The following is an 18,319-nucleotide window of genomic DNA, read 5'->3' as shown; positions in this document are numbered from 1 at the left end:
ACCTTTCTAACCCCATGCCGGATTTTGGTCTTGGAGCTGCCGGATTGCCGGCTGCACCCGTTTAAAAAGTATGTTTAATCTGCTGTTTTTCTTCATGGCGCTCGATCGCCAAAGCGACGAGCTTTTCGATCAATTCAGCATAGTCGACTCCTGCTTGCTTCCATAAGAGCGGAAACATGCTGAACGGTGTAAATCCGGGCATCGTATTGACCTCATTGATCAGCACCTTCCCTTCATTTGTCAAGAAGAAGTCGGCTCTGACAAGGCCTGAACCATCAATCGCCTGAAAAGCTTTAACCGCCATGGCGCTGATTGTTTCATATTCATCTTCTGTTAAAGAAGCCGGGATGATCAAATCGGTGTCACCGTCTTCATATTTTGCTTTGTAGTCGTAAAAGTCTTTCTTCGGAGCGATTTCGCCCGCGACTGAACAAGCCGGATCATCATTTCCGAGAACGCCGATTTCAATTTCGCGGCCGATCACACCTTCCTCAACAACGATTTTCCGGTCATATTGAAAAGCAAGCTCAAAAGCTTTATCAAGCTCGTCACGGTTCCGGCATTTGCTGATGCCGACGCTTGACCCGAGGTTTGCCGGTTTGACAAAGCACGGATAGCCCAGCTTCTCTTCAACCTGATCATAGCTCTCTTCCTTCGCTTCATTCCAGCTTTTTTTCACAAAGGAAGCGTATTTCGCCTGATCAAGCCCCGCTTGTGCAAACAGGTGCTTCATGACCACTTTATCCATACCAGCAGAAGAAGCCAAAACCCCATTTCCGACGTAAGGAACATTCAGCAGTTCCAGCATGCCTTGAATGGTGCCGTCTTCTCCATTCGGTCCGTGCAAAAGCGGAAACACAACATCGACAGATTCTTCTTTGGCATCAGACTGCCCCGGAAACATGTCGCGGTTTAAAAGGGCAGGCGAGAACGTCCGGCCCGTCTGCTCGAACTGCAGCATTTTAACGTTTGACACAGGCTCTGTCAGCTGCGGCCCCCTGACCCATTCGCCTTGTTCAGTTATATAAATCGGATGTATATCAAATTTTTCAGTATCCAACGCTTTCGTGACGGCTAGTGCGGTTTGCAGGGAAACGTTATGCTCCGCTGATTTCCCGCCGTATACCAATCCTAATCTTGTCTTCAATTCGTACTCCCCCCACTGGATTCATCTTTACTATCTTATCACTTTCCGGGGAAAATGATCTAATAATTTTAGACATACATGAGCAGCCTAAGAAAAAAGCTTTTATATGTAAATCCTTTTCATTTTATATTACAATGGCATTGAAAAGGAGAGGTTGCAATTGAAAAAAATCACAACTGAAGCACAATTTAATGAACTGATCCAATCCGATAAAGAAATCATCGTGAAGTTTTTCGCCGACTGGTGTCCTGACTGCACCCGCATGAACATGTTCATCGGCGACATCCTTGACGCTTATCAGGACAATGACTGGTATGAACTGAACAAAGATGATCTTCCGGAGCTTGCCGACAAATATCAAGTCATGGGCATTCCGAGCCTTTTAATCTTCAAAAACGGAGAAAAAACAGGCCACCTTCACAGCGCAAACGCCAAGACGCCTGAAGAAGTGAACGAATTTTTATCAGAACACATAAGCTAATTCGTATGATATCCGCATTTTATGTCTTGTGGACATGGGAAAGCCCATGTCCTTTCCCTTTAAAAAAGACGGAAGAGATGCCAAAATTGTTTCAACAGATTCGGCCCGACTCCCAATTCGACATCTAGTATTTCCCGGGAAACGCACTTTGTCGAAATGTCGCAAAAAATTCTTGATTCGCTTTTTATATTCGGGTAGAATGATTTTTGTTCCTATTTTGCAATTATTTTTTCTAGTTGTGAAGCCCATGTCGGCTTCTTTTTTTTGCCTTCTAATTGGATAATCATTCATATTTTGCAACCTTCTTCAATATTCTTTAACGGATGTCCCTTTACAGAAGGCGATCTTGTTTTGTATAATGTTAATTGATAATGATTATCAATATCGATTAAGAATATGAGGTGAATATGTATGGCCCCTCAATTAGCAGAAGCAGTGGAATCAAGAAAAAAACAGTTAATACAGCGGTTAATCCAGCTTGGTATATACAAAAAAGAAGAACGCCATCTTTATGAATTGACTTTAAGCGAGCTTGAAAGCGAATACCGATCATTAAAGAAAGGCGGATAATCATGACAAAGCGAAAAATAAAACCTTATCATCAGCTTGTCGAAGAATACAAGAAGGAAATCATCCACAGTCCTAAACAAATGGATATGATTTATGAAAAAATCGACCGCAGACATGAAAACAGCATCCTTTCTGTTTCCAAAGACAAGCAAGCATAAAAGAGCCGGACTTTTTAAGTCCGGCTTTTTTAAAGCAAACCCTTATTCACTAAATGCGAGTCCGGCAAGCCTGCTGATTGTCGCATCATCCATCGGCGGGTTGTGAAGGCCGGCCCGAACGTCGCGGTAGTATCTTTGAAGCGGGTTTGTTCTTGCAAGGCTTTTCGCTCCGACAACCCGCATCGCCTTGTCTACGACAGCAATCGCCGTGTTTGTCGCCGCGTGTTTGACAGCTCCAAGTTCCCCCGTCAATAAGCCTCGGCGTTTAGGGTCATCGTAAAGTTCTGCGACATGATACAAAAAATGGCGCGCCTTCATCAGTTCCAGATCCATTTCACCGATATGCCGCTGAACTGCGGGCACTTCTTTAATCGGTCCTTTTAGACTGTTTGGCGTATAATCCTCCGCAAATTGGACGGCATAGTCTCTCGCTGCTTGCGCGATGCCAAGGTAGACGGCCGGTATGTGCAAAAGCCAGCCGTTGAGTTTATCCGTTCTTTTGTTCGTCTGCAGTTCCACAAGCATGGAATCGTCCAAAAAGACATCAGTCAGGACGAGATCATGGCTCCCGGTTCCTCTCATCGCGATCATATCCCATGTTTCTTCGATCGTTACGCCTTCTGTGTCCTTATGAATCAAAAAGACGCCGACCGTTTGTTTTTCTTCAATCCAGGCGGTGACAAGAAAATAATCAAGAACAGGAGACATTGTCGTAAAGGTTTTCCTGCCGCTGACAACCCAGCCGCTTTCTTTTCTGACCGCATTCGTTCCCGGACGGCCGCCTCTTGTCGGACTGCCTGTCTGCGCTTCGCTGGCCGCTCTGTTGACAAGCGCACCCTTCAGCGCTTCTTCAGAAACCATTGTGAACACTTCACGACCCCAGCTGTTTCCTTCCGCCAGCTCACCCATGACGCTCAAGTGCCAGCCGATGCTGAGAGCCGTCGGTCCGTCCCCTTTTGCCAGCCTTTCCTGAAACAGCAGCATATCATAAAGCGAAATGCCTTCTCCTCCGTAGTCTTTGCCGACAGTCAAAGCCGTATAGCCTGAATCACGGAGCTTTTGAATATGTTCTGTCGGAAACAGAGCATGTTCATCATAATAGGCCGACGTTTTCGCAAATTCATCGGCAAGCTTTCCGATTTTACTAAGCCATTCCTGCTGTTTTTCATTTTTTACAAATACTGAGCCCACACGGCACCCTCCTGACATAATTCCGATAAGTTTAATAAGTATTATAGATTGATAAAACTGGATGTGCAACCAATAACCATTATCATACAAAAAAAGCACGCACTCAAATGAGTGTGTACTTTTTCCTTTAAACGGTCTGGCCGTCCCGTCCGTCTTCCTTCATGCTGAGATAAATCAACATGTATGTTAAATAACCCATCGTCATCACCAGGCCGCCGAAGAAGAAGTTGGAAAAAAGCGGTTCTTCATAAGCGGCGATGCCGGCCAGTGCGATCCAGCTAGCATACAGATAGGCCATGAACAGCAAAACGCGTTTTTTTAATTTATACAACATCAACAAACCTGCAAGCGAAAACAACCCAAGTGCAAGTCTAAAATAGACAAGATGACTGAAATGAAATGCAAAAGATACGAATGAAAATGACAACAATAAGATAATCGGCAGCACCGTTATCAATTTTCTCATAGATGTCTCATCCCCCATTCCCTTATCGTTCAAATTATAAAGGAAAATAGGAAATTTAGTCGGTAAATGCAACATCTTTCACAAAAATGTCATTCCTTTCGTCACACTTTTGACAAATAACTTTTACACCTTCATGTCCCGCCTGCAAAAACTCCACCATGCCGCACCGAGAAAAAATGCGAAGTGAACGAGGATGATGCCGATCGAAAAAAAGGGTGTCATCCCGCTGAAAAGCGGTTTGGCGTGTTCCGCGTATTGGGTAAAATCAGTGTTGGCAAACAGCAAAAATTTCCCCAGCGGATTTTCCAAATAGGACATGATCGTCACGAGCGCTTTCGCTCCGTACAGAACGACGATCGAAACCATGATGCTGAGCGCGCTGCTTCTAAACAATGCCGAACAGAAAAACGCGAACGAGACCATTAATAATACTTCCAGCCACTCTGATCCGATCAGCTGGAGCGTATTCAAAAACAGTGTTCCAGCTTTTTCATCAAGCTTCACACCAAAAAAGATCAGGCCGAACAGCAAGGAAAATCCGTAGTAGATGATATAAAGCCAAATGCTTGCCATCACGCTCGTCAAAAATTTGGAAATCAATATTTTCTCCCTGCTGACAGGGCGGATCAGCAAAAATTTGATCGTTTTTTTATCGTATTCAAAAGAGATGATCGAAGCGGCCACGGCAATTGAGAGTACCTGCAGCAGAATATTGAGGTTTGGGGCAAATGAGAAATAGCCGATGAAATGGTCATCGGTTCCCGCGCCCATCAGTATCCTTTTGGTCACCAGTGCAAGCAGGAACTGCAGCGCCACAGTCAGCGCCAGCGCAACGAATGTCACCTTTCTCTTCAGCAGTTTGACATGCTCATTTTGAATCAGTTTAAACATCGGTATTCCCCTCTTCCATTCCATTCGTCAGCGCCATATATTCATCCTCAAGGGAGTGCTTAAACGGAGCGATCGAATAGACGTCGATCCCGTTTTCGACAAGCTTTTGATTCACAGCCGGTATTTGCGCTTTCGCGACTTTGACGGCCAGCCGTCCTTTTTCGGAACGCGCTTCAAACCCATGTTCTGTCAGCCATTGCAGCGCTTTTTGCTGAGGCTCAACTTCGAAAAGCGCTTTTTCCTGCTTTTCGTCGGTATTCCTCAAGCCGACTTCCGATTTGATCTTTCCTTTTTGCAGGATGACAACCCGGGCGCAGAGATCTTCAACTTCTTTGAGCAGGTGAGTGGCAAACAGGATAGCCGTTCCCTCCGCCTGTGCAAGCTCCCGCAAATGTTCGCGAAAATCCTTCATTCCCGCCGGATCCAATCCGTTTGTCGGTTCATCCAAAATCAACAGCTTCGGCCTGTGGAGAATCGCCTGGGCAATTCCGAGGCGCTGCTTCATTCCGAGCGAGTAGGTTCTCACTTTATCATCAATCGCAGCTTCAAGCCCGACCCTGGCGGCGACTTCCGCCAACCTTTCCCGAGTGATGCCGGCATGCATGTTGGCATAATGTTTCAGATTTTCATAGCCTGATAGGTACGGATAAAATTCGGGGTTTTCCACGATCGCCCCGACGGCTTGAATCGCTTTTTCAAATTGGCGGTCAATCGGAAAACCGTTGATGATAATTGAGCCGCTCTTTTTTTTGATCAAACCGGTGATCAATTTGATGAGCGTCGTTTTTCCCGAGCCGTTCGGACCGAGCAAACCGATGATTTCCCCGGCATACGCTTTTAAGTGGATATCATGCAGTATCTTTCGGCCGTCCATATTTTTGCTGACGCTTTCTATATGTAAAACAGGATGCTTTGTCATGGCTTCCTCCTCTTTTTCCCCCAAAAAATAAACAGTGCCTAAAAACAGGCACTGTTTGATTATAGCATGTTTGATTTACATGGACACTTCTGTATGAGGCGCCTCGATTTTGCCGTGTTTTTTCTCCGTCTCGGTGACAATGACAGCGCAGGCCGCATCCCCTGTTGTATTGACAGCAGTCCGAATCATGTCCAACAATCTGTCAATTCCCAATATTAGGGCAATTCCTTCAACAGGAAGACCAACCGTTTGCAGAACCATCGCCAGAAGGATCAATCCGACGCCGGGAACCCCCGCCGTACCAATGCTTGCAAGCACCGCTGTCAGAACAACTGTCAACAGCTGGGTCAAAGTCAGATCCACACCGTACACTTGAGCGATAAAGACTGTCGCCACCCCTTGCATGATCGCCGTTCCATCCATGTTGATCGTAGCGCCGAGCGGCTGAACAAAGCTCGAGATCGGCTCAGGAACCTTCAGCTTTCTTTGGGCGACGTCCATGGAAACAGGCAGTGTCGCGTTACTGCTTGACGTACTGAATGCCACAATCATGACTTCTGAAAAATCTTTAAAGAATGTAATCGGATTTCGTTTTGCGATTAAAGCAACCGTTGATCCGTATGTGACGATCGCATGAATGAACAGGGCAAGCACAACGACAATCATATAAAGCCCCATCGCTTTGATCGCATCCCAACCTTGGCTTCCGATTGCACCCGCGATCAAGCCGAACGTTCCGTAAGGCGCGAACTTCATGACAAAGTTGACAAGGAACATCATCAAGTCATTCCCCTGTTCGACCACTTTCAGAAGGGCGTCCGCTTTTTTTCCAAGCATCGTAATCCCGAGCCCGACTAAAATGGAGAATGCGATAATTTGCAGCATATTCCCTTCAGCCATTGCCTGAACAGGGTTTGTCGGAATGATATTCAAGAGCGTTTCAGCAACGCTCGGCGCTTTCTCTGCCGAATATTCCGCACCGCTTGTGTCGTAAGTTCCAATTTTACCAGGCTGAATGACCAATGCCAAAATAAGTCCGATGATGATGGCGACCGCAGTCGTCGTCAAAAAGTACCCAATCGTCTTCGCTCCGATTCTCCCCAGTTTTTTCGGATCTCCGAGTCCTGCTACCCCTAAAGTGAGAGAGAAGAAAACAATCGGAACGACAAGCATTTTAATCAGATTTAAAAAGATCGTGCCAAGCGGCCCGAATAAAAATGTATTAAGCTTGCTGAACAAATCCGGTGACGTGACATTCAACAAAATGCCGACCGCCGCACCGAGCAACAAACCGATGATAATCTTTGTAGCTAACTTCATATTGATGCCTCCCCTTTCTAAAAAAAGCCCATGAGAGATCTCCCACGGGCTTTTACCATTTCAATTGGTTCCACATGACTCTCTTCACGTTGATGAGGTTAGCTGACGGGTTCGGACGAAGAGATGTCCGTCTTTCAGTTCCTTTGAACTAAAAAATTCACCCCAAATGATCGGGTCCCCCACTCCTACAAAAGGATTAAACGTGTGGCTTTATATCGTTATATAACAGTTATACCTGAAAATTCGAAATATGTAAACCACCTTTTCGAATTTACAAATATATGCTATTTCGCGGTTCGGTTTTCTTCCTTATTTGTAACATCAAGTATATCCAGTAAAAAGACAAATATCGGAATCCCAATGATCAGACCCCAAATCCCAATAAAATGTTCGGAGAAAATCAGCACGATAAACGTAAAGAAAATGGGCAGCTCTGTCTTTGCAGACATCAATTTCGGATTCAAAAAATAAGTTTCGATCGCGTGGACAATCATAATGACCAGCACCAGTGAGACGATATAGGCGATCCCTCCAATGCTGTATGCAATGATGCTCAGCGGAATGAGGGAAATCACAACACCGGCGACAGGAACCAGTCCGAGGAAAAACACCATGACCGCCAGGCCGAAAAGCTGGGGAAACCCCATAATCCCGAGAGCGATTGTCGTCAGCGCACAATTAATCGTCGCAATGATGAATTGCGCTTCCAGCACTTTGCCGAACGTTCTCGTGAATTTTTTTCCAAAAAACGCGATTTCCTCATAAAAAACGGCGACCTTGCTCGTTTTAAATTTATTCATCAAGCTCATCACTTTATCTTTTTCAATCAGGAAGAACATACTGAGAATTAACGACATCAGCACTTGCAAGCCGAAGGTGCCGATATCCGTAATGTATGTATAGATAAAGTTCAGTCCTTTTTCCATATAGTGTGTCAGGTTGAAATCGCCGAAGATATTTGTGAACATATCAAGAAAAGGAATACTGTCAGGGTGTGACGCGATATATTTTCCTTGTTTAATAAGCTGCTGAATCTGTATGACGATCACGGGATAATACATGACCCCGCCAATTGAAAGCCCGATGGCAAGAGCCGCATATAAACAGGATACGATCAGTTTCTGGCTGACCTTTATAAAACGATTTAAAAAGCTGCTGATCACACTTTCCAAACGGTTCATTAAAAACGTAAAAATAAATGTGAGCAAAATCAGATTCATCATGCTTCGGAACATATATAAAACGCCCGCCAAAACAACAAAAACAAAAAAACGCCTGACCCCAGGGTGCTGAAAAAATTTAAACAACGCTGCCATTCGAGTACACTCCCACCAGTACTTTAGTCCTTAACTTTTTTAGCATATTCAAAGTTTCATAATTACAATTAGAGTATCATTTGAAATTATATAACAAAACAACGCGGAAATCTCTTTTCCGGATCAATAATTTATCATATTTTAATTTAGACAATGAAGGACACTGTATGGTGAAGCATAATAAAAGAGAGGAGCTTCTGTAAAGCCCTCCCTTTTCTTGATTAGGATTATCCGCTTCTTCTTTGGCGTCCGCCTTTTTCGCCAATTTCCCGGTAGAACTCCTTGTCATGATTTTGACTCGTTTTTTCTCCGCCTTTTTCACCGATTTCTTGATAGAATTCTTTGTCATGGTTGCGTTTTGTCGCCTCTCCGCCTTTTTGACCGATCTCCTGGTAGAATTCCTGATCATGGTTTTCGCTTGTCGCCTCTCCGCCTTTTTGACCGATCTCCTGGTAGAATTCCTGATCATGGTTTTCGCTTGTCGCCTCTCCGCCTTTTTGGCCGATCTCCTGGTAGAATTCTTTATCGTGATTTTCGCTTGTCGCCTCTCCGCCTTTTTGGCCGATCTCCTGGTAGAATTCTTTATCGTGATTTTCGCTTGTCGCCTCTCCGCCTTTTTGGCCGATCTCCTGGTAAAATTCCTGATCGTGGTTTTGGCTAGTCGTCTTTCCGCCTTTTCTGCCTGCTTCTTCCCTGCTCATTTTGTTGTTTTCGTTATTGTTTGCCATTTTGTTTTCCTCCTTTATAAAGTGTTATGGTTTTTACATTCCACACCTTAAAAAGAATAAACAAAAACAGCACATTCCCGAAAATCTGCGGCCGCTCGTCCTAGACCCTCGTGCCGTTGACCGTCCATTCCGGTTCAAAGACAAGCTCCGCGCTATACTTTTCGAGCGCGCGGCTTATCTCACCCGGATCTTCAAGAAGGCGAATAACACTTGATGCAAACGTGTCTTGCTGATTCGTGTTTTCATAGATCAGATCGTGATCGTTCCTCATAAAATCCAAATAATCCCGTTTTGTTTTCCAAAGCGCCATCACGACGGCTTCCGGGCCGGATTCAGACTCCCGCCATCCGCCCCATTGTCTGATCAGGCCATTGATGTCCTTAACCGGGGTCCATTTCGCCTGAGCCTCACTGAACGGGCGTTTATCCTGTCCGGCCGGTTTGCACCGGATGAGCTTTAACACATTGCCTTCATTCAACATGACGGTTTCCGCGTTTGTTTTTTCGATGCAAAGATTAACCGTTCTTTTTTCAGCTCGCGTCCTGTGAATCACGCCTCGCGGTATAAGAAGAGAATCGTTCGGCTTCAGCACTTCTGTGCCGCGGTCCTTGAAGTCGATTAAAAGCTCGCCCTCGATCACCATAAACAGTTCATCCGAATCCGGGTGGAATTGCCATATGTAGTCTCCCTCCAGGACTGCGGCCCGCAGGCAATGATCGTTCACTTCAGAGACGATGAAATTAGCGTGTTTTTCCCCGATTTCCTTTGTCATTTCAGCCATATTCATTTTCGATCCCATTCGAAAGTCCATTTGACTTCCCCCTCTTTTTGATTCATTTTCTCCCGAACTAATTTTACCATTTGACTTTTGGCCTTTCGCCTTTTAAAGTGTTGAATATTGGTGAAAAAACGGTTATAGCAATAGAAGAGGTGTACGTGATATGCAAAAACAAAACGCAAAAGCTTCCGGGCTTTTGCCGCTATTTTTATTTGTCTGCTTATTTGTCGGCTCAGGGCTTGTCACGGGCGACTTTTACAGCCTGCCGATTTTGGTAGCCGCTCTTGCCGCGGCGGTTGTTTCGCTCGCCATGAACCGAAAGGAGCCGCTCAGCCGCAAGACCGAGTGGTTCGCAACAGGAGCGGGACATCCCGATATCATGATTATGGTGATGATTTTTATTTTGGCGGGGGCGTTTTCTTCTGTCGCAAAAGCGATGGGGGCTGTAGAGTCAACGGTGAATCTGGCTCTTTCCCTTGTGCCCGGGCAGTTTTTGGTTGCCGGCTTATTTATCATTGCCGCTTTCATCTCCGTTTCAATGGGTACATCAACCGGCACGATAGCGGCGCTCGCTCCGATCAGCGCCGGGATCAGCGCTGAAATCGGGGTTTCCCCGGCATTTTCGGTTGCTGCCGTTGTCGGCGGCGCCATGTTTGGAGATAACTTGTCATTTATTTCTGATACAACGATTGCCGCCGTCCGCACACAAAAAACAAAAATGTCGGACAAATTCAAAACGAATTTCTTGATCGTGCTACCCGCAGCGATTGTAACGATCATTCTGCTGATGATTTTCTCATCGGGAGGACACCCTGTATCACAGGCAGGGACTTACAGCTTGATCAAGGTACTGCCGTATCTCGGCGTTTTAATTTTTGCGCTTCTCGGTTTTAATGTGATGGCCGTCATCCTTGGCGGAATCGTCTTATCCGGTGTAATCGGCATTTCCGACGGCAGCCTGACTCTTCACTCCTACCTGCAGGCGATAACGGAAGGAATCGGCGGGATGTCCGAATTGATCATTCTGTCTCTTCTGATCGGCGGAATGGCGGAAATGATGAAACGAAACGGCGGCATCGCCTTCCTGCTTGAGTTTGTTTCCCGCAGAGTCCGTTCGAAAAAAGGAGCTGAAGCCGGAATTGCGGGGCTCGTCAGCACCGCCAACCTGGCCACGGCCAATAATACGATTGCGATCATCACGGCCGGTCCGCTCGCTAAGGATTTATCAGACCAATACGGAATTGACAGCCGGAAATCAGCGAGCATCCTTGATATCTTTTCATGCGTCATCCAAGGGCTGATTCCATACGGCGCGCAAATGCTGTCAGCGGCGCAAATCGCCAAAATATCGCCGATCAGTATTCTCCCTTACTCCTTCTATCCGATTTTGATCGGCATTTGCGGGATTGCCGCGATTTTGTTCGGTTTTCCAAGGTTTACAGAACGTCAGAAAAAGGAAATCTAAACCCGCATCCTGGGCCCTCATTAAGAGGGCCCAGTTTTATTTTGCTCAACTTTAAAAAATGCCGCAGACGTCGAGCCCTCACTTATACTTGACCTCTGCAAACACCTAAGCGCTTTGTACGAATCTCTGTTTCACTGATTTCACCATTTGCACATTTGACTTTGTATGACTTTGCATTTGCCCTGGAACTGACAGAAGCAGCCAGTGTTTCATTGATAAAGTGCACAGCCGCACCGTCATCGACTGCATAGCCTTCTTTTATTTTTCCTTCCAAGATGAACTTGTGATATGAAGGCTTCCTTTTGCTCTCTCCATCATAATGAGGACAATGGCTTCCCTTCAGAAAGCCTAGACCATCGAGCTTATATAAAGGCGCATTCAACGGGTCAGTTATCCCTTCTTCAAACCAGCAAATTGAACCCGCACTCAATCCAGCAAGTACAACCCCTTTTTCATATGCCTTTTGCAAAACGTCATCTAATCCCCATTCCTTCCACAAAACAAGCATATTCCTCGTACTTCCCCCGCCGACATATATCACATCTTTTTCAACAACATATTTCTCCAATTCTTTAAATTGCGGTTCAAATAAAGATAAGTGTGACGGCTCGCAAGGCAGCGTGTGAAACGCCTTATAAAACCTTTCAATATCATTTGTTTGGTCACCGCTGGCTGTTGGAACAAAACATACCTTTGGTAAATCGTTTTTGACTTGAGCTAAAATATATTGATCTAATAAAAGGTTTTCCGGCTCCATAGAAAAACCGCCGCCGCCCATCGCAATAATCTGCCTCATTCCCTCATTCCTTCCAGTCTGTTCATTCGCAAATGAACTGGATGCATTTTTTAAATCTTGCAAAAAAGAGCACCGCATATATAGCGATGCACGTTTGCCAAAGGAATATATTTATTTTCAGATGACCGGAACCTCTATTGTTTCAGCGCCTCAACTATTCCCCCAATCTTTCCGGTTCTTTCTCGATATCCTCCAGCCGCTCCAATATTCTCCGTTTTTTATACATCATCATGCCTGTTTCCGCCACACCGTTCATCATCGAACGGTTCGTGATCGCGCCAAATAGAATACCGGCGATGGGCACCATTTGAAAAAGCTTTTTCCAGCCGAAGGAATCGCGGTATGTATAGACAACTTCCCGCCAGCCTTGAATTTGCGAGATCATGTTTTGGCGTTCATCCGGGCTGCGATGATATTGGCTGAGTTCTTGAATGATCGCTTTTTTTCCGACGATATCGGCAGAACTCAGCTGCAGGCATTTGATGATAAACATCCGCTCTGTCTTTTCTTTCGGATCATAGCCGTAAGACACCGCGATATCCTGCAAGGTTTTCAAAGAAAGGCCGAGGATGGCGGGAATATCGATCGCTAGTGTGAAAAGGCCGCCCACACCAGTTGTCGCCCCTTGCACGGCCGCGGTGTTCGCTCTGTTTTTGCCAAGCTCTTCGCAAATTTGGTCCATCACCGCTAAAGGCGCCTTTTGCACATCAGCGATCGTTTCCATCGTTTCGTTCGGAAGCTCTTTTTGAAACTTGCGGATCAGATGTTTTTCAGACGTCAAATACTGACCGCCGTTTTGAATAAAACCGCCGATTTCATCCAGCAAAAGGCCGATTTTGTCTTGAATAAAAGCCGGTGTCAGCTTATCCAGCACTTTAAACGGAAGCCGGCCGATTCTTTCCCAAAACCATACTTTCTGCTGTTCTTTTTCCCATTTTTCTATGATTTTCAACTGTTCTTCCAGCTCTGTCTTCTCCAAGAGAATTCTGTCCTCCTTGTTGTTTTGTTTTAGTATACAATGATTCGCCTCAGGAATCCTCGTTTTTGGCAAAACCGCCTGAACAAATAACATCGGAGAATTGGTGGAATCAAAATGATGATGACATCACTGAACAATCAATGTGTAAAGGTATCGGGGTAGAGAAGCATCTTCAAGGATGGGAAAAGGAAAATTGGTTGAGACGCCTGAATGGGCTTGGATTGGAAGGTTGGCAGACTGCGCCGGATTGAAAGCCGGGATGCCGTGATGAACACAATGCCCCATGCAGGAAACCCAACAGTCTGCAAAACGAAAAAAAGGAAAAGGGAAGTTTTATCCCTTTTCCACTGTTTCATGCACCAGTTCAAAAATAGCATCAGCAGCCCTTTTGTAGCCCCCGGCGCTTCGGAGCGATTTGCCGATGTCGGCGGCGCTGTCAGCATAGGAGCGGTTTTCAAGCACTTCTTTCACCTTTTCCCGCAAAACCTCTGATGTGAGCTCTGTTTTGTCCAGTTTAACGCCGGCGCCTGCTCTTTCCACCTGGCTGGCGACGAAGAACTGATCACCTCCCATCGGGATGACAATAAGCGGTGTATCAAAGTAAAGCCCTTCATTTGTGCTGTTCATTCCGCCGTGTGTAACGAACAAATCAGCGGTTTTCAAAAGCTCCAGCTGCGGAATATAAGGCTTGACGATAAAATGGTCTGGGATGTCGTTCAGCTCATCCGGATTCGTATGTCTGCCGATTGACATAACCACTTTTCCGTCAAAGTCTTGCAAGGCATCAATGCACATATTGTAAATCTCTTTTTGCCGATTGAAGATCGTCCCCATTGAGATGACGATGACGGTCTCGCCCTCGAGTTCATGCATCGGGAAGCTGCCCGGGTCGTGGCGGCTCGTGACAGACGGGCCGACGAACAAGTAGTCCTCTCCAAACCTTTCAGCATGAGGCTGAAATTCCCTTGAAGTGAAAACGATTGTGATGTCTCCGGGGCATGAAAAGACATCAAACGGCTGGCTCAGGCTGACAGGATACCGGTCACTTAATTCCAAGAGAAACTGCTGAAGTTGTTCTAAGCAAGGCGAGTTTTCAAGACCGGTTTGATGCGTTTTGCCAAAGGAATGGATCAGTTCTTCATCCATGGCAAACGTCGTGCACAATGAAATGCAAGGCAGCCCCATCATTTCGGCAATGATTTTTCCTGCCAAAAAGTGATGATCGAAAATGACATAATCATATTGCTCATCTTTGACTTCCCGGTATATGAGCTGAACGATTTCATCCGCCTTTTTTGCCATGTTTAAACCGATTTCGGCAAAGTCCATTTTCTCATCACCGGTTCTGCTTCTCCCGAAGGATAAATCATCTCTAAAATCGGGATATAAACGAACTTCGGCCCCTGTTTTTTTTATTTTTTCCGCGTATTCTTCGACTGCATAATAGACGACCTTTTCACCACGGCTTTGCAATTCTTTCGTTACACCTATAGAGGGGTTGATATGACCTTCCCCTGGAAAATTAATCATCAGTACATTTCCCATCACAGTACTTCCTTTCCTGCTTCCAAAATTTATTATGAACTTTACTACAAAAACGCTTAACCGTAAAGAAATTTAATGAAGTGAATAATACACAAACATAACCATATGACCATTTGTCTGTTTTTGTATATCTTTCCTTGAAAATTTTTCGTCATACAAATGATCGGATTCGATTATTGAAAACAGGCTTTTTATTACTTGACAACCTGCTTTAGGGAGCCGAATTTACTTTTTTTACTGAAAATAAAAATGCGGCGGATCGTGACACACTACATGATAAGAAACAACACACGGAGGGGCTTATCCATGGAAACGAAAACAACCCGGATTGAAAAAGACTTTCTAGGAGAAAAAGAAGTTCCGGCTGATGCTTATTACGGGGTACAGACGATGAGAGCCGTTGAAAATTTTCCGATCACCGGCTATCAGATCGATGAAGAGCTGATTAAAGCTTTGGCTATGGTCAAAAAAGCGGCCGCTCTCTCCAACATGGAAATCAAGCGGCTGTATAAAGATCTCGGCGAGGTCATCATCAAGGCGGCCGGTGAAATCATGGACGGCCTCTGGCACGATCATTTTATCGTCGATCCCATTCAAGGCGGAGCCGGGACCTCAATGAACATGAACACCAACGAGGTGATCGCGAATAGAGGATTGGAGCTTTTAGGAAGAGACAAAGGCGACTATTTTCATTTAAGTCCAAACACACATGTCAACATGGCGCAGTCAACGAATGACGTTTTTCCGACGGCGATTCACCTGGCGACATTGAATCATATCAAAAAGCTTTTAGGGACGATGGAGGATATGCTTGACGCATTCCGACAAAAAGCGGCTGAATTTGATTCCGTCATCAAAATGGGACGGACCCATCTTCAAGACGCGGTTCCGATCCGGCTCGGACAGGAGTTTGAAGCCTATTCGCGCGTGATTGAAAGAGACATCGAGCGAATTAAACAGTCCCGGCACCATTTGTATGAAGTCAATATGGGAGCGACCGCAGTCGGCACAGGCTTAAACGCCGACCCAAGATATATCAAAAGCGTCGTCGAGCACCTGTCAGAAATCAGCGGCTATCAGCTGAAAGGAGCGGACCATCTTGTTGACGCCACCCAGAACACCGATGCCTACACAGAAGTGTCCGCCGCCCTTAAAGTCGGGATGATGAACATGTCCAAAATCGCCAACGATATCCGCTTAATGGCTTCAGGTCCGAGAGCGGGTCTTGCGGAAATCCGGCTGCCGCCGCGCCAGCCCGGCTCTTCGATCATGCCGGGTAAAGTGAACCCTGTCATGCCTGAGGTGATGAACCAGATCGCATTCCAGGTCATCGGCAATGATCATACGATCTGCCTTGCTTCAGAAGCGGGACAGCTTGAATTAAACGTGATGGAACCCGTCCTTGTTTTCAACCTGCTGCAGTCGATCAAAATCATGAACAACGGCTTCCGCGTCTTTACCGATTACTGTATCAAAGGAATCGAAGCAAATGAAATCAGGCTGAAGGAATTCGTGGAAAAAAGCGTCGGCGTCATTACCGCCGTCAACCCCCATCTCGGATATGAAGCAGCGGCAAGAATCGCAAAAGAAGCGATTGCGACAGGACAATCGGTTCGCGAACTTTGTTTGCTGCATGATGTGCTGACAGAAGAGGAGCTTGATCTGATTCTCGATCCTTACGAGATGACACATCCCGGCATAGCCGGCGCCTCGCTGCTCGAGGAGTAGCCATTCGTTTCACCCGATATGTTTTTACGTGTTTAGCAGTGCTTCAGGAAGGCTAAACATTCAATATAAAACAATTGAAAGAGGGTGGAATGACAATGTTGGGATTTCTCGTTTCTTTAATTGTTGCAATTGTCATCGGTTTGATCGGAGGTGCAATCGGAGGCAGCGGCGCTCCCGGCGGATGGATCGGCTCCATGGTTGTCGGCTTTGTCGGAGCCTGGATCGGTCACGGGCTGTTCGGAACGTGGGGGCCTGACATTGCTGGATTCGCCATTTTTCCGGCTATCATCGGAGCCGCAATCCTCGTCTTTATTTTGAATCTTCTGTTCCGGGGAAGAACAGGTTCGCGGTCTGAAGCATAGGACAGAGGCAGCCAGCATCGCAGGGAGCGGTGCTGGTTTTTGTTTGGCTTGTATAAACTACGCATCTTATGGTTGACAATTCATAATGTCAGGGCATATGATGAATATGGAATTTGCATTAAGGAAACTTTTATGTACAAGGAAAAAACAACGAGAATCTAGGTGAATCATATGGTCAGTCAAGATATGTCCAGACACGCACAAATATCAAAAGAAGCTCAAGACGCACTAGATGGAAAAAGCAAAGGTTTCAAAAGGCTCCTTCCTTTTCTGGGGCCGGCTTTTATAGCTGCCATCGCCTATATCGATCCCGGCAACTTTGCCACAAACATTGCTGCAGGTTCCAAGTACGGATATTTGCTTTTATGGGTTATTCTTTTTTCGAATATTATGGCGCTGCTTATACAGTCGCTGTCCGCCAAGCTCGGCATTGCAACGGGCAAAAATCTTCCCGAGGTTGCAAGGGAGGAATTCCCAAAACCGGTGTCGGTCGGTCTTTGGATTCAGGGAGAGCTCGTCGTCATCGCGACAGACCTTGCCGAATTTATCGGAGCGGCTCTCGGCCTTTATCTATTGTTCGGCATTCCGCTTCTTGAAGCATCGCTCATTGCAGCGGCTGGATCATTCGCGATCCTGGAGCTGCAACGGCGCGGCGTCCGCCCGCTCGAAGCGGCGATTACAGGAATGCTGTTTATCGTCGTGATCGCCTTTGCCTTTCAGACTTTTTTTGCAAAGCCTGACATTGGATCGGTTTTGGAGGGCATGTTTGTCCCTCGCTTTGACGGAACCGACAGCATTCTTCTGGCGGCGGGGATCCTCGGAGCAACGGTTATGCCGCACGCCATTTACTTGCACTCCGCTCTCACCCAAAGAAGGGTGGTTGGAAAAACGGATGCTGAAAAGAAAAAAATATTCCGGTTTGAATTTATCGATATTTTGATCGCCATGCTGATTGCCGGAGCGATCAATGCGAGCATGCTGATCGTTGCCGCCGCATTGTTTTTCAAAAACGGGATTTTTGTCGAGGATCTGGATGTCGCCTTCAGCCATTTCAGCACAATGGTCAGTCCGCTGTCAGCCGTGTTGTTCGGCATCGGACTTTTGACGGCAGGCTTATCCAGTTCATCTGTCGGAACACTTTCGGGAGATATTATTATGCAAGGATTCATCAATTTTCGAATTCCGCTTTATTTAAGACGATTTATCACGATTTTGCCGCCGATTGCCATCATTGCTTCAGGCGTCAACCCGACAACCGCCCTCGTGTTAAGCCAGGTCGTCCTGTCGTTCGGAATCGCCTTCGCTCTCATTCCGCTTATTCTATTTACAAGCAATAAGCGGATCATGGGAAGCCTTAAAAACGCCGCATGGGTGACAGCCGTATCATGGATCATTGCTGTTCTGATCGTCGGACTTAACGTGTTTCTCATTTTTGATACATTTACCGGTTAAAAAAGCTGACTTCGGTCGGGCTTTTTT

Annotated in this window: 19 protein-coding genes, 3 pseudogenes and 1 riboswitch; of the genes and pseudogenes, 8 read left to right on the top strand and 14 right to left on the bottom strand. The window is 46.1% G+C overall.

The genetic code is table 11. The annotated features are described in order from the left end of the window. Positions 1–61: 61 nt before the first annotated feature. Positions 62–1,147 carry a D-alanine--D-alanine ligase gene (locus P3X63_RS03030; protein ID WP_026585984.1) on the bottom strand — a complete coding sequence of 362 codons (1,086 nt, stop codon included), beginning with the start codon at positions 1,145–1,147 and terminating at the stop codon, positions 62–64. A 160-nt stretch (positions 1,148–1,307) separates the two neighbouring features. Here P3X63_RS03030 and P3X63_RS03025 point away from each other — a divergent pair, with 160 nt between their 5' ends. The 3 genes from P3X63_RS03025 (at position 1,308) to fbpB (ending at position 2,356) form a co-directional block, all read left to right on the top strand. Then, positions 1,308–1,628, top strand: coding sequence for a thioredoxin family protein (locus P3X63_RS03025; RefSeq protein ID WP_026585983.1), 321 nt, complete (start codon positions 1,308–1,310; stop codon positions 1,626–1,628). A gap of 411 nt (positions 1,629–2,039) precedes the next feature. Further along, positions 2,040–2,198 carry a Fur-regulated basic protein FbpA gene (locus tag P3X63_RS03020; RefSeq protein ID WP_035427860.1) on the top strand — a complete coding sequence of 53 codons (159 nt, stop codon included), beginning with the start codon at positions 2,040–2,042 and terminating at the stop codon, positions 2,196–2,198. A gap of 2 nt (positions 2,199–2,200) precedes the next feature. After that, entirely contained in the window at positions 2,201–2,356 is a 156-nt protein-coding gene (gene fbpB, locus P3X63_RS03015; protein ID WP_026585981.1) for a Fur-regulated basic protein FbpB, read from the top strand. Between the two features lie 42 nt (positions 2,357–2,398). Here the strand turns inward: fbpB and P3X63_RS03010 are convergent, their stop codons facing one another. The 10 genes and pseudogenes from P3X63_RS03010 to P3X63_RS22725 form a co-directional block, all read right to left on the bottom strand. Next, positions 2,399–3,565: an acyl-CoA dehydrogenase family protein gene (locus P3X63_RS03010; protein ID WP_256860216.1), complete on the bottom strand. Its 1,167-nt coding sequence runs from the start codon at positions 3,563–3,565 to the stop codon at positions 2,399–2,401. 109 nt (positions 3,566–3,674) lie between these two features. Continuing rightward, on the bottom strand, positions 3,675–4,013 hold the full coding sequence (locus P3X63_RS03005) for a hypothetical protein (protein WP_077735681.1): 339 nt from the start codon (positions 4,011–4,013) through the stop codon (positions 3,675–3,677). Between the two features lie 123 nt (positions 4,014–4,136). Further along, positions 4,137–4,904, bottom strand: coding sequence for an ABC transporter permease (locus P3X63_RS03000; RefSeq protein WP_026585978.1), 768 nt, complete (start codon positions 4,902–4,904; stop codon positions 4,137–4,139). Then, positions 4,897–5,823, bottom strand: coding sequence for an ABC transporter ATP-binding protein (locus P3X63_RS02995; protein WP_077735682.1), 927 nt, complete (start codon positions 5,821–5,823; stop codon positions 4,897–4,899). The genes P3X63_RS03000 and P3X63_RS02995 overlap by 8 nt, the downstream gene beginning before the upstream one ends. Before the next feature lie 75 nt (positions 5,824–5,898). Continuing rightward, complete coding sequence (locus tag P3X63_RS02990; RefSeq protein WP_026585976.1) at positions 5,899–7,143, bottom strand: dicarboxylate/amino acid:cation symporter; 1,245 nt, start codon at positions 7,141–7,143, stop codon at positions 5,899–5,901. Between the two features lie 73 nt (positions 7,144–7,216). Beyond that, positions 7,217–7,356, bottom strand: a riboswitch (cyclic di-AMP (ydaO/yuaA leader). Between the two features lie 71 nt (positions 7,357–7,427). Next, positions 7,428–8,459 carry an AI-2E family transporter gene (locus P3X63_RS02985; RefSeq protein WP_026585975.1) on the bottom strand — a complete coding sequence of 344 codons (1,032 nt, stop codon included), beginning with the start codon at positions 8,457–8,459 and terminating at the stop codon, positions 7,428–7,430. 227 nt (positions 8,460–8,686) lie between these two features. Continuing rightward, positions 8,687–8,785, bottom strand: a complete 99-nt coding sequence (locus tag P3X63_RS02980) for a KGG domain-containing protein (protein WP_277692883.1) — start codon at positions 8,783–8,785, stop codon at positions 8,687–8,689. After that, positions 8,759–9,187: pseudogene (locus tag P3X63_RS02975) on the bottom strand (KGG domain-containing protein); the annotation flags it as partial. The pseudogene P3X63_RS02975 and the gene P3X63_RS02980, both read right to left, overlap by 27 nt. Before the next feature lie 100 nt (positions 9,188–9,287). Next, positions 9,288–9,635: pseudogene (locus P3X63_RS22730) on the bottom strand (DUF4937 domain-containing protein); the annotation flags it as partial. Between the two features lie 21 nt (positions 9,636–9,656). Then, a pseudogene (locus P3X63_RS22725) lies at positions 9,657–9,986 on the bottom strand (cupin domain-containing protein); the annotation flags it as partial. A gap of 142 nt (positions 9,987–10,128) precedes the next feature. On the opposite strand from P3X63_RS22725, the gene P3X63_RS02965 reads away from it, so the two are divergent. Then, a complete protein-coding gene (locus P3X63_RS02965) occupies positions 10,129–11,430 on the top strand; it encodes a Na+/H+ antiporter NhaC family protein (protein ID WP_026585972.1) in 1,302 nt (433 codons plus the stop codon). A gap of 82 nt (positions 11,431–11,512) precedes the next feature. Here P3X63_RS02965 and P3X63_RS02960 read toward each other — a convergent pair whose 3' ends face one another. Together P3X63_RS02960 and P3X63_RS02955 are read right to left on the bottom strand one after the other, a co-directional pair. Continuing rightward, on the bottom strand, positions 11,513–12,226 hold the full coding sequence (locus P3X63_RS02960; RefSeq protein ID WP_026585971.1) for a Type 1 glutamine amidotransferase-like domain-containing protein: 714 nt from the start codon (positions 12,224–12,226) through the stop codon (positions 11,513–11,515). 154 nt (positions 12,227–12,380) lie between these two features. After that, entirely contained in the window at positions 12,381–13,205 is an 825-nt protein-coding gene (locus P3X63_RS02955) for an EcsC family protein (protein ID WP_372708726.1), read from the bottom strand. Between the two features lie 65 nt (positions 13,206–13,270). Here P3X63_RS02955 and P3X63_RS02950 point away from each other — a divergent pair, with 65 nt between their 5' ends. Next, positions 13,271–13,456 carry a hypothetical protein gene (locus tag P3X63_RS02950; RefSeq protein ID WP_142246053.1) on the top strand — a complete coding sequence of 62 codons (186 nt, stop codon included), beginning with the start codon at positions 13,271–13,273 and terminating at the stop codon, positions 13,454–13,456. Between the two features lie 82 nt (positions 13,457–13,538). Here P3X63_RS02950 and P3X63_RS02945 read toward each other — a convergent pair whose 3' ends face one another. Continuing rightward, the gene (locus P3X63_RS02945) at positions 13,539–14,750 is read right to left on the bottom strand and encodes a macrolide family glycosyltransferase (RefSeq protein WP_026585969.1); all 1,212 of its coding nucleotides are present in this window, start codon (positions 14,748–14,750) and stop codon (positions 13,539–13,541) included. Positions 14,751–15,056: 306 nt separating this feature from the next. On the opposite strand from P3X63_RS02945, the gene aspA reads away from it, so the two are divergent. From aspA to P3X63_RS02930, 3 genes are all read left to right on the top strand, one after another. Then, a complete protein-coding gene (aspA, locus tag P3X63_RS02940; protein WP_026585968.1) occupies positions 15,057–16,478 on the top strand; it encodes an aspartate ammonia-lyase in 1,422 nt (473 codons plus the stop codon). Between the two features lie 95 nt (positions 16,479–16,573). After that, positions 16,574–16,840 (top strand): GlsB/YeaQ/YmgE family stress response membrane protein, encoded by a 267-nt coding sequence (locus P3X63_RS02935; protein WP_026585967.1) that lies wholly within the window; start codon positions 16,574–16,576, stop codon positions 16,838–16,840. A 171-nt stretch (positions 16,841–17,011) separates the two neighbouring features. Further along, positions 17,012–18,292, top strand: a complete 1,281-nt coding sequence (locus P3X63_RS02930) for an Nramp family divalent metal transporter (RefSeq protein ID WP_026585966.1) — start codon at positions 17,012–17,014, stop codon at positions 18,290–18,292. Positions 18,293–18,319: the final 27 nt, after the last annotated feature.

Source organism: Bacillus sp. HSf4, assembly GCF_029537375.1.
In the GTDB taxonomy this organism is placed as follows: Bacteria; Bacillota; Bacilli; order Bacillales; family Bacillaceae; genus Bacillus; species Bacillus sonorensis_A.
The sequence above is the reverse complement of the archived record's forward strand: the minus strand, read 5'-3'. Positions and strand labels throughout refer to the sequence as shown.

Excerpts from the sequence above, each read along its gene's own strand:
- P3X63_RS03020 (WP_035427860.1), top strand. The coding sequence starts at position 2,040 with ATGGCCCCTCAATTAGCAGAAGCAGTGGAATCAAGAAAAAAACAGTTA.
- fbpB (WP_026585981.1), top strand. The coding sequence starts at position 2,201 with ATGACAAAGCGAAAAATAAAACCTTATCATCAGCTTGTCGAAGAATAC.
- P3X63_RS03010 (WP_256860216.1), bottom strand. The coding sequence starts at position 3,565 with ATGTCAGGAGGGTGCCGTGTGGGCTCAGTATTTGTAAAAAATGAAAAA.
- P3X63_RS03005 (WP_077735681.1), bottom strand. The coding sequence starts at position 4,013 with ATGAGAAAATTGATAACGGTGCTGCCGATTATCTTATTGTTGTCATTT.
- P3X63_RS03000 (WP_026585978.1), bottom strand. The coding sequence starts at position 4,904 with ATGTTTAAACTGATTCAAAATGAGCATGTCAAACTGCTGAAGAGAAAG.
- P3X63_RS02995 (WP_077735682.1), bottom strand. The coding sequence starts at position 5,823 with ATGACAAAGCATCCTGTTTTACATATAGAAAGCGTCAGCAAAAATATG.
- P3X63_RS02990 (WP_026585976.1), bottom strand. The coding sequence starts at position 7,143 with ATGAAGTTAGCTACAAAGATTATCATCGGTTTGTTGCTCGGTGCGGCG.
- P3X63_RS02985 (WP_026585975.1), bottom strand. The coding sequence starts at position 8,459 with ATGGCAGCGTTGTTTAAATTTTTTCAGCACCCTGGGGTCAGGCGTTTT.
- P3X63_RS02965 (WP_026585972.1), top strand. The coding sequence starts at position 10,129 with ATGCAAAAACAAAACGCAAAAGCTTCCGGGCTTTTGCCGCTATTTTTA.
- P3X63_RS02960 (WP_026585971.1), bottom strand. The coding sequence starts at position 12,226 with ATGAGGCAGATTATTGCGATGGGCGGCGGCGGTTTTTCTATGGAGCCG.
- P3X63_RS02945 (WP_026585969.1), bottom strand. The coding sequence starts at position 14,750 with ATGGGAAATGTACTGATGATTAATTTTCCAGGGGAAGGTCATATCAAC.
- aspA (WP_026585968.1), top strand. The coding sequence starts at position 15,057 with ATGGAAACGAAAACAACCCGGATTGAAAAAGACTTTCTAGGAGAAAAA.
- P3X63_RS02935 (WP_026585967.1), top strand. The coding sequence starts at position 16,574 with ATGTTGGGATTTCTCGTTTCTTTAATTGTTGCAATTGTCATCGGTTTG.
- P3X63_RS02930 (WP_026585966.1), top strand. The coding sequence starts at position 17,012 with ATGGTCAGTCAAGATATGTCCAGACACGCACAAATATCAAAAGAAGCT.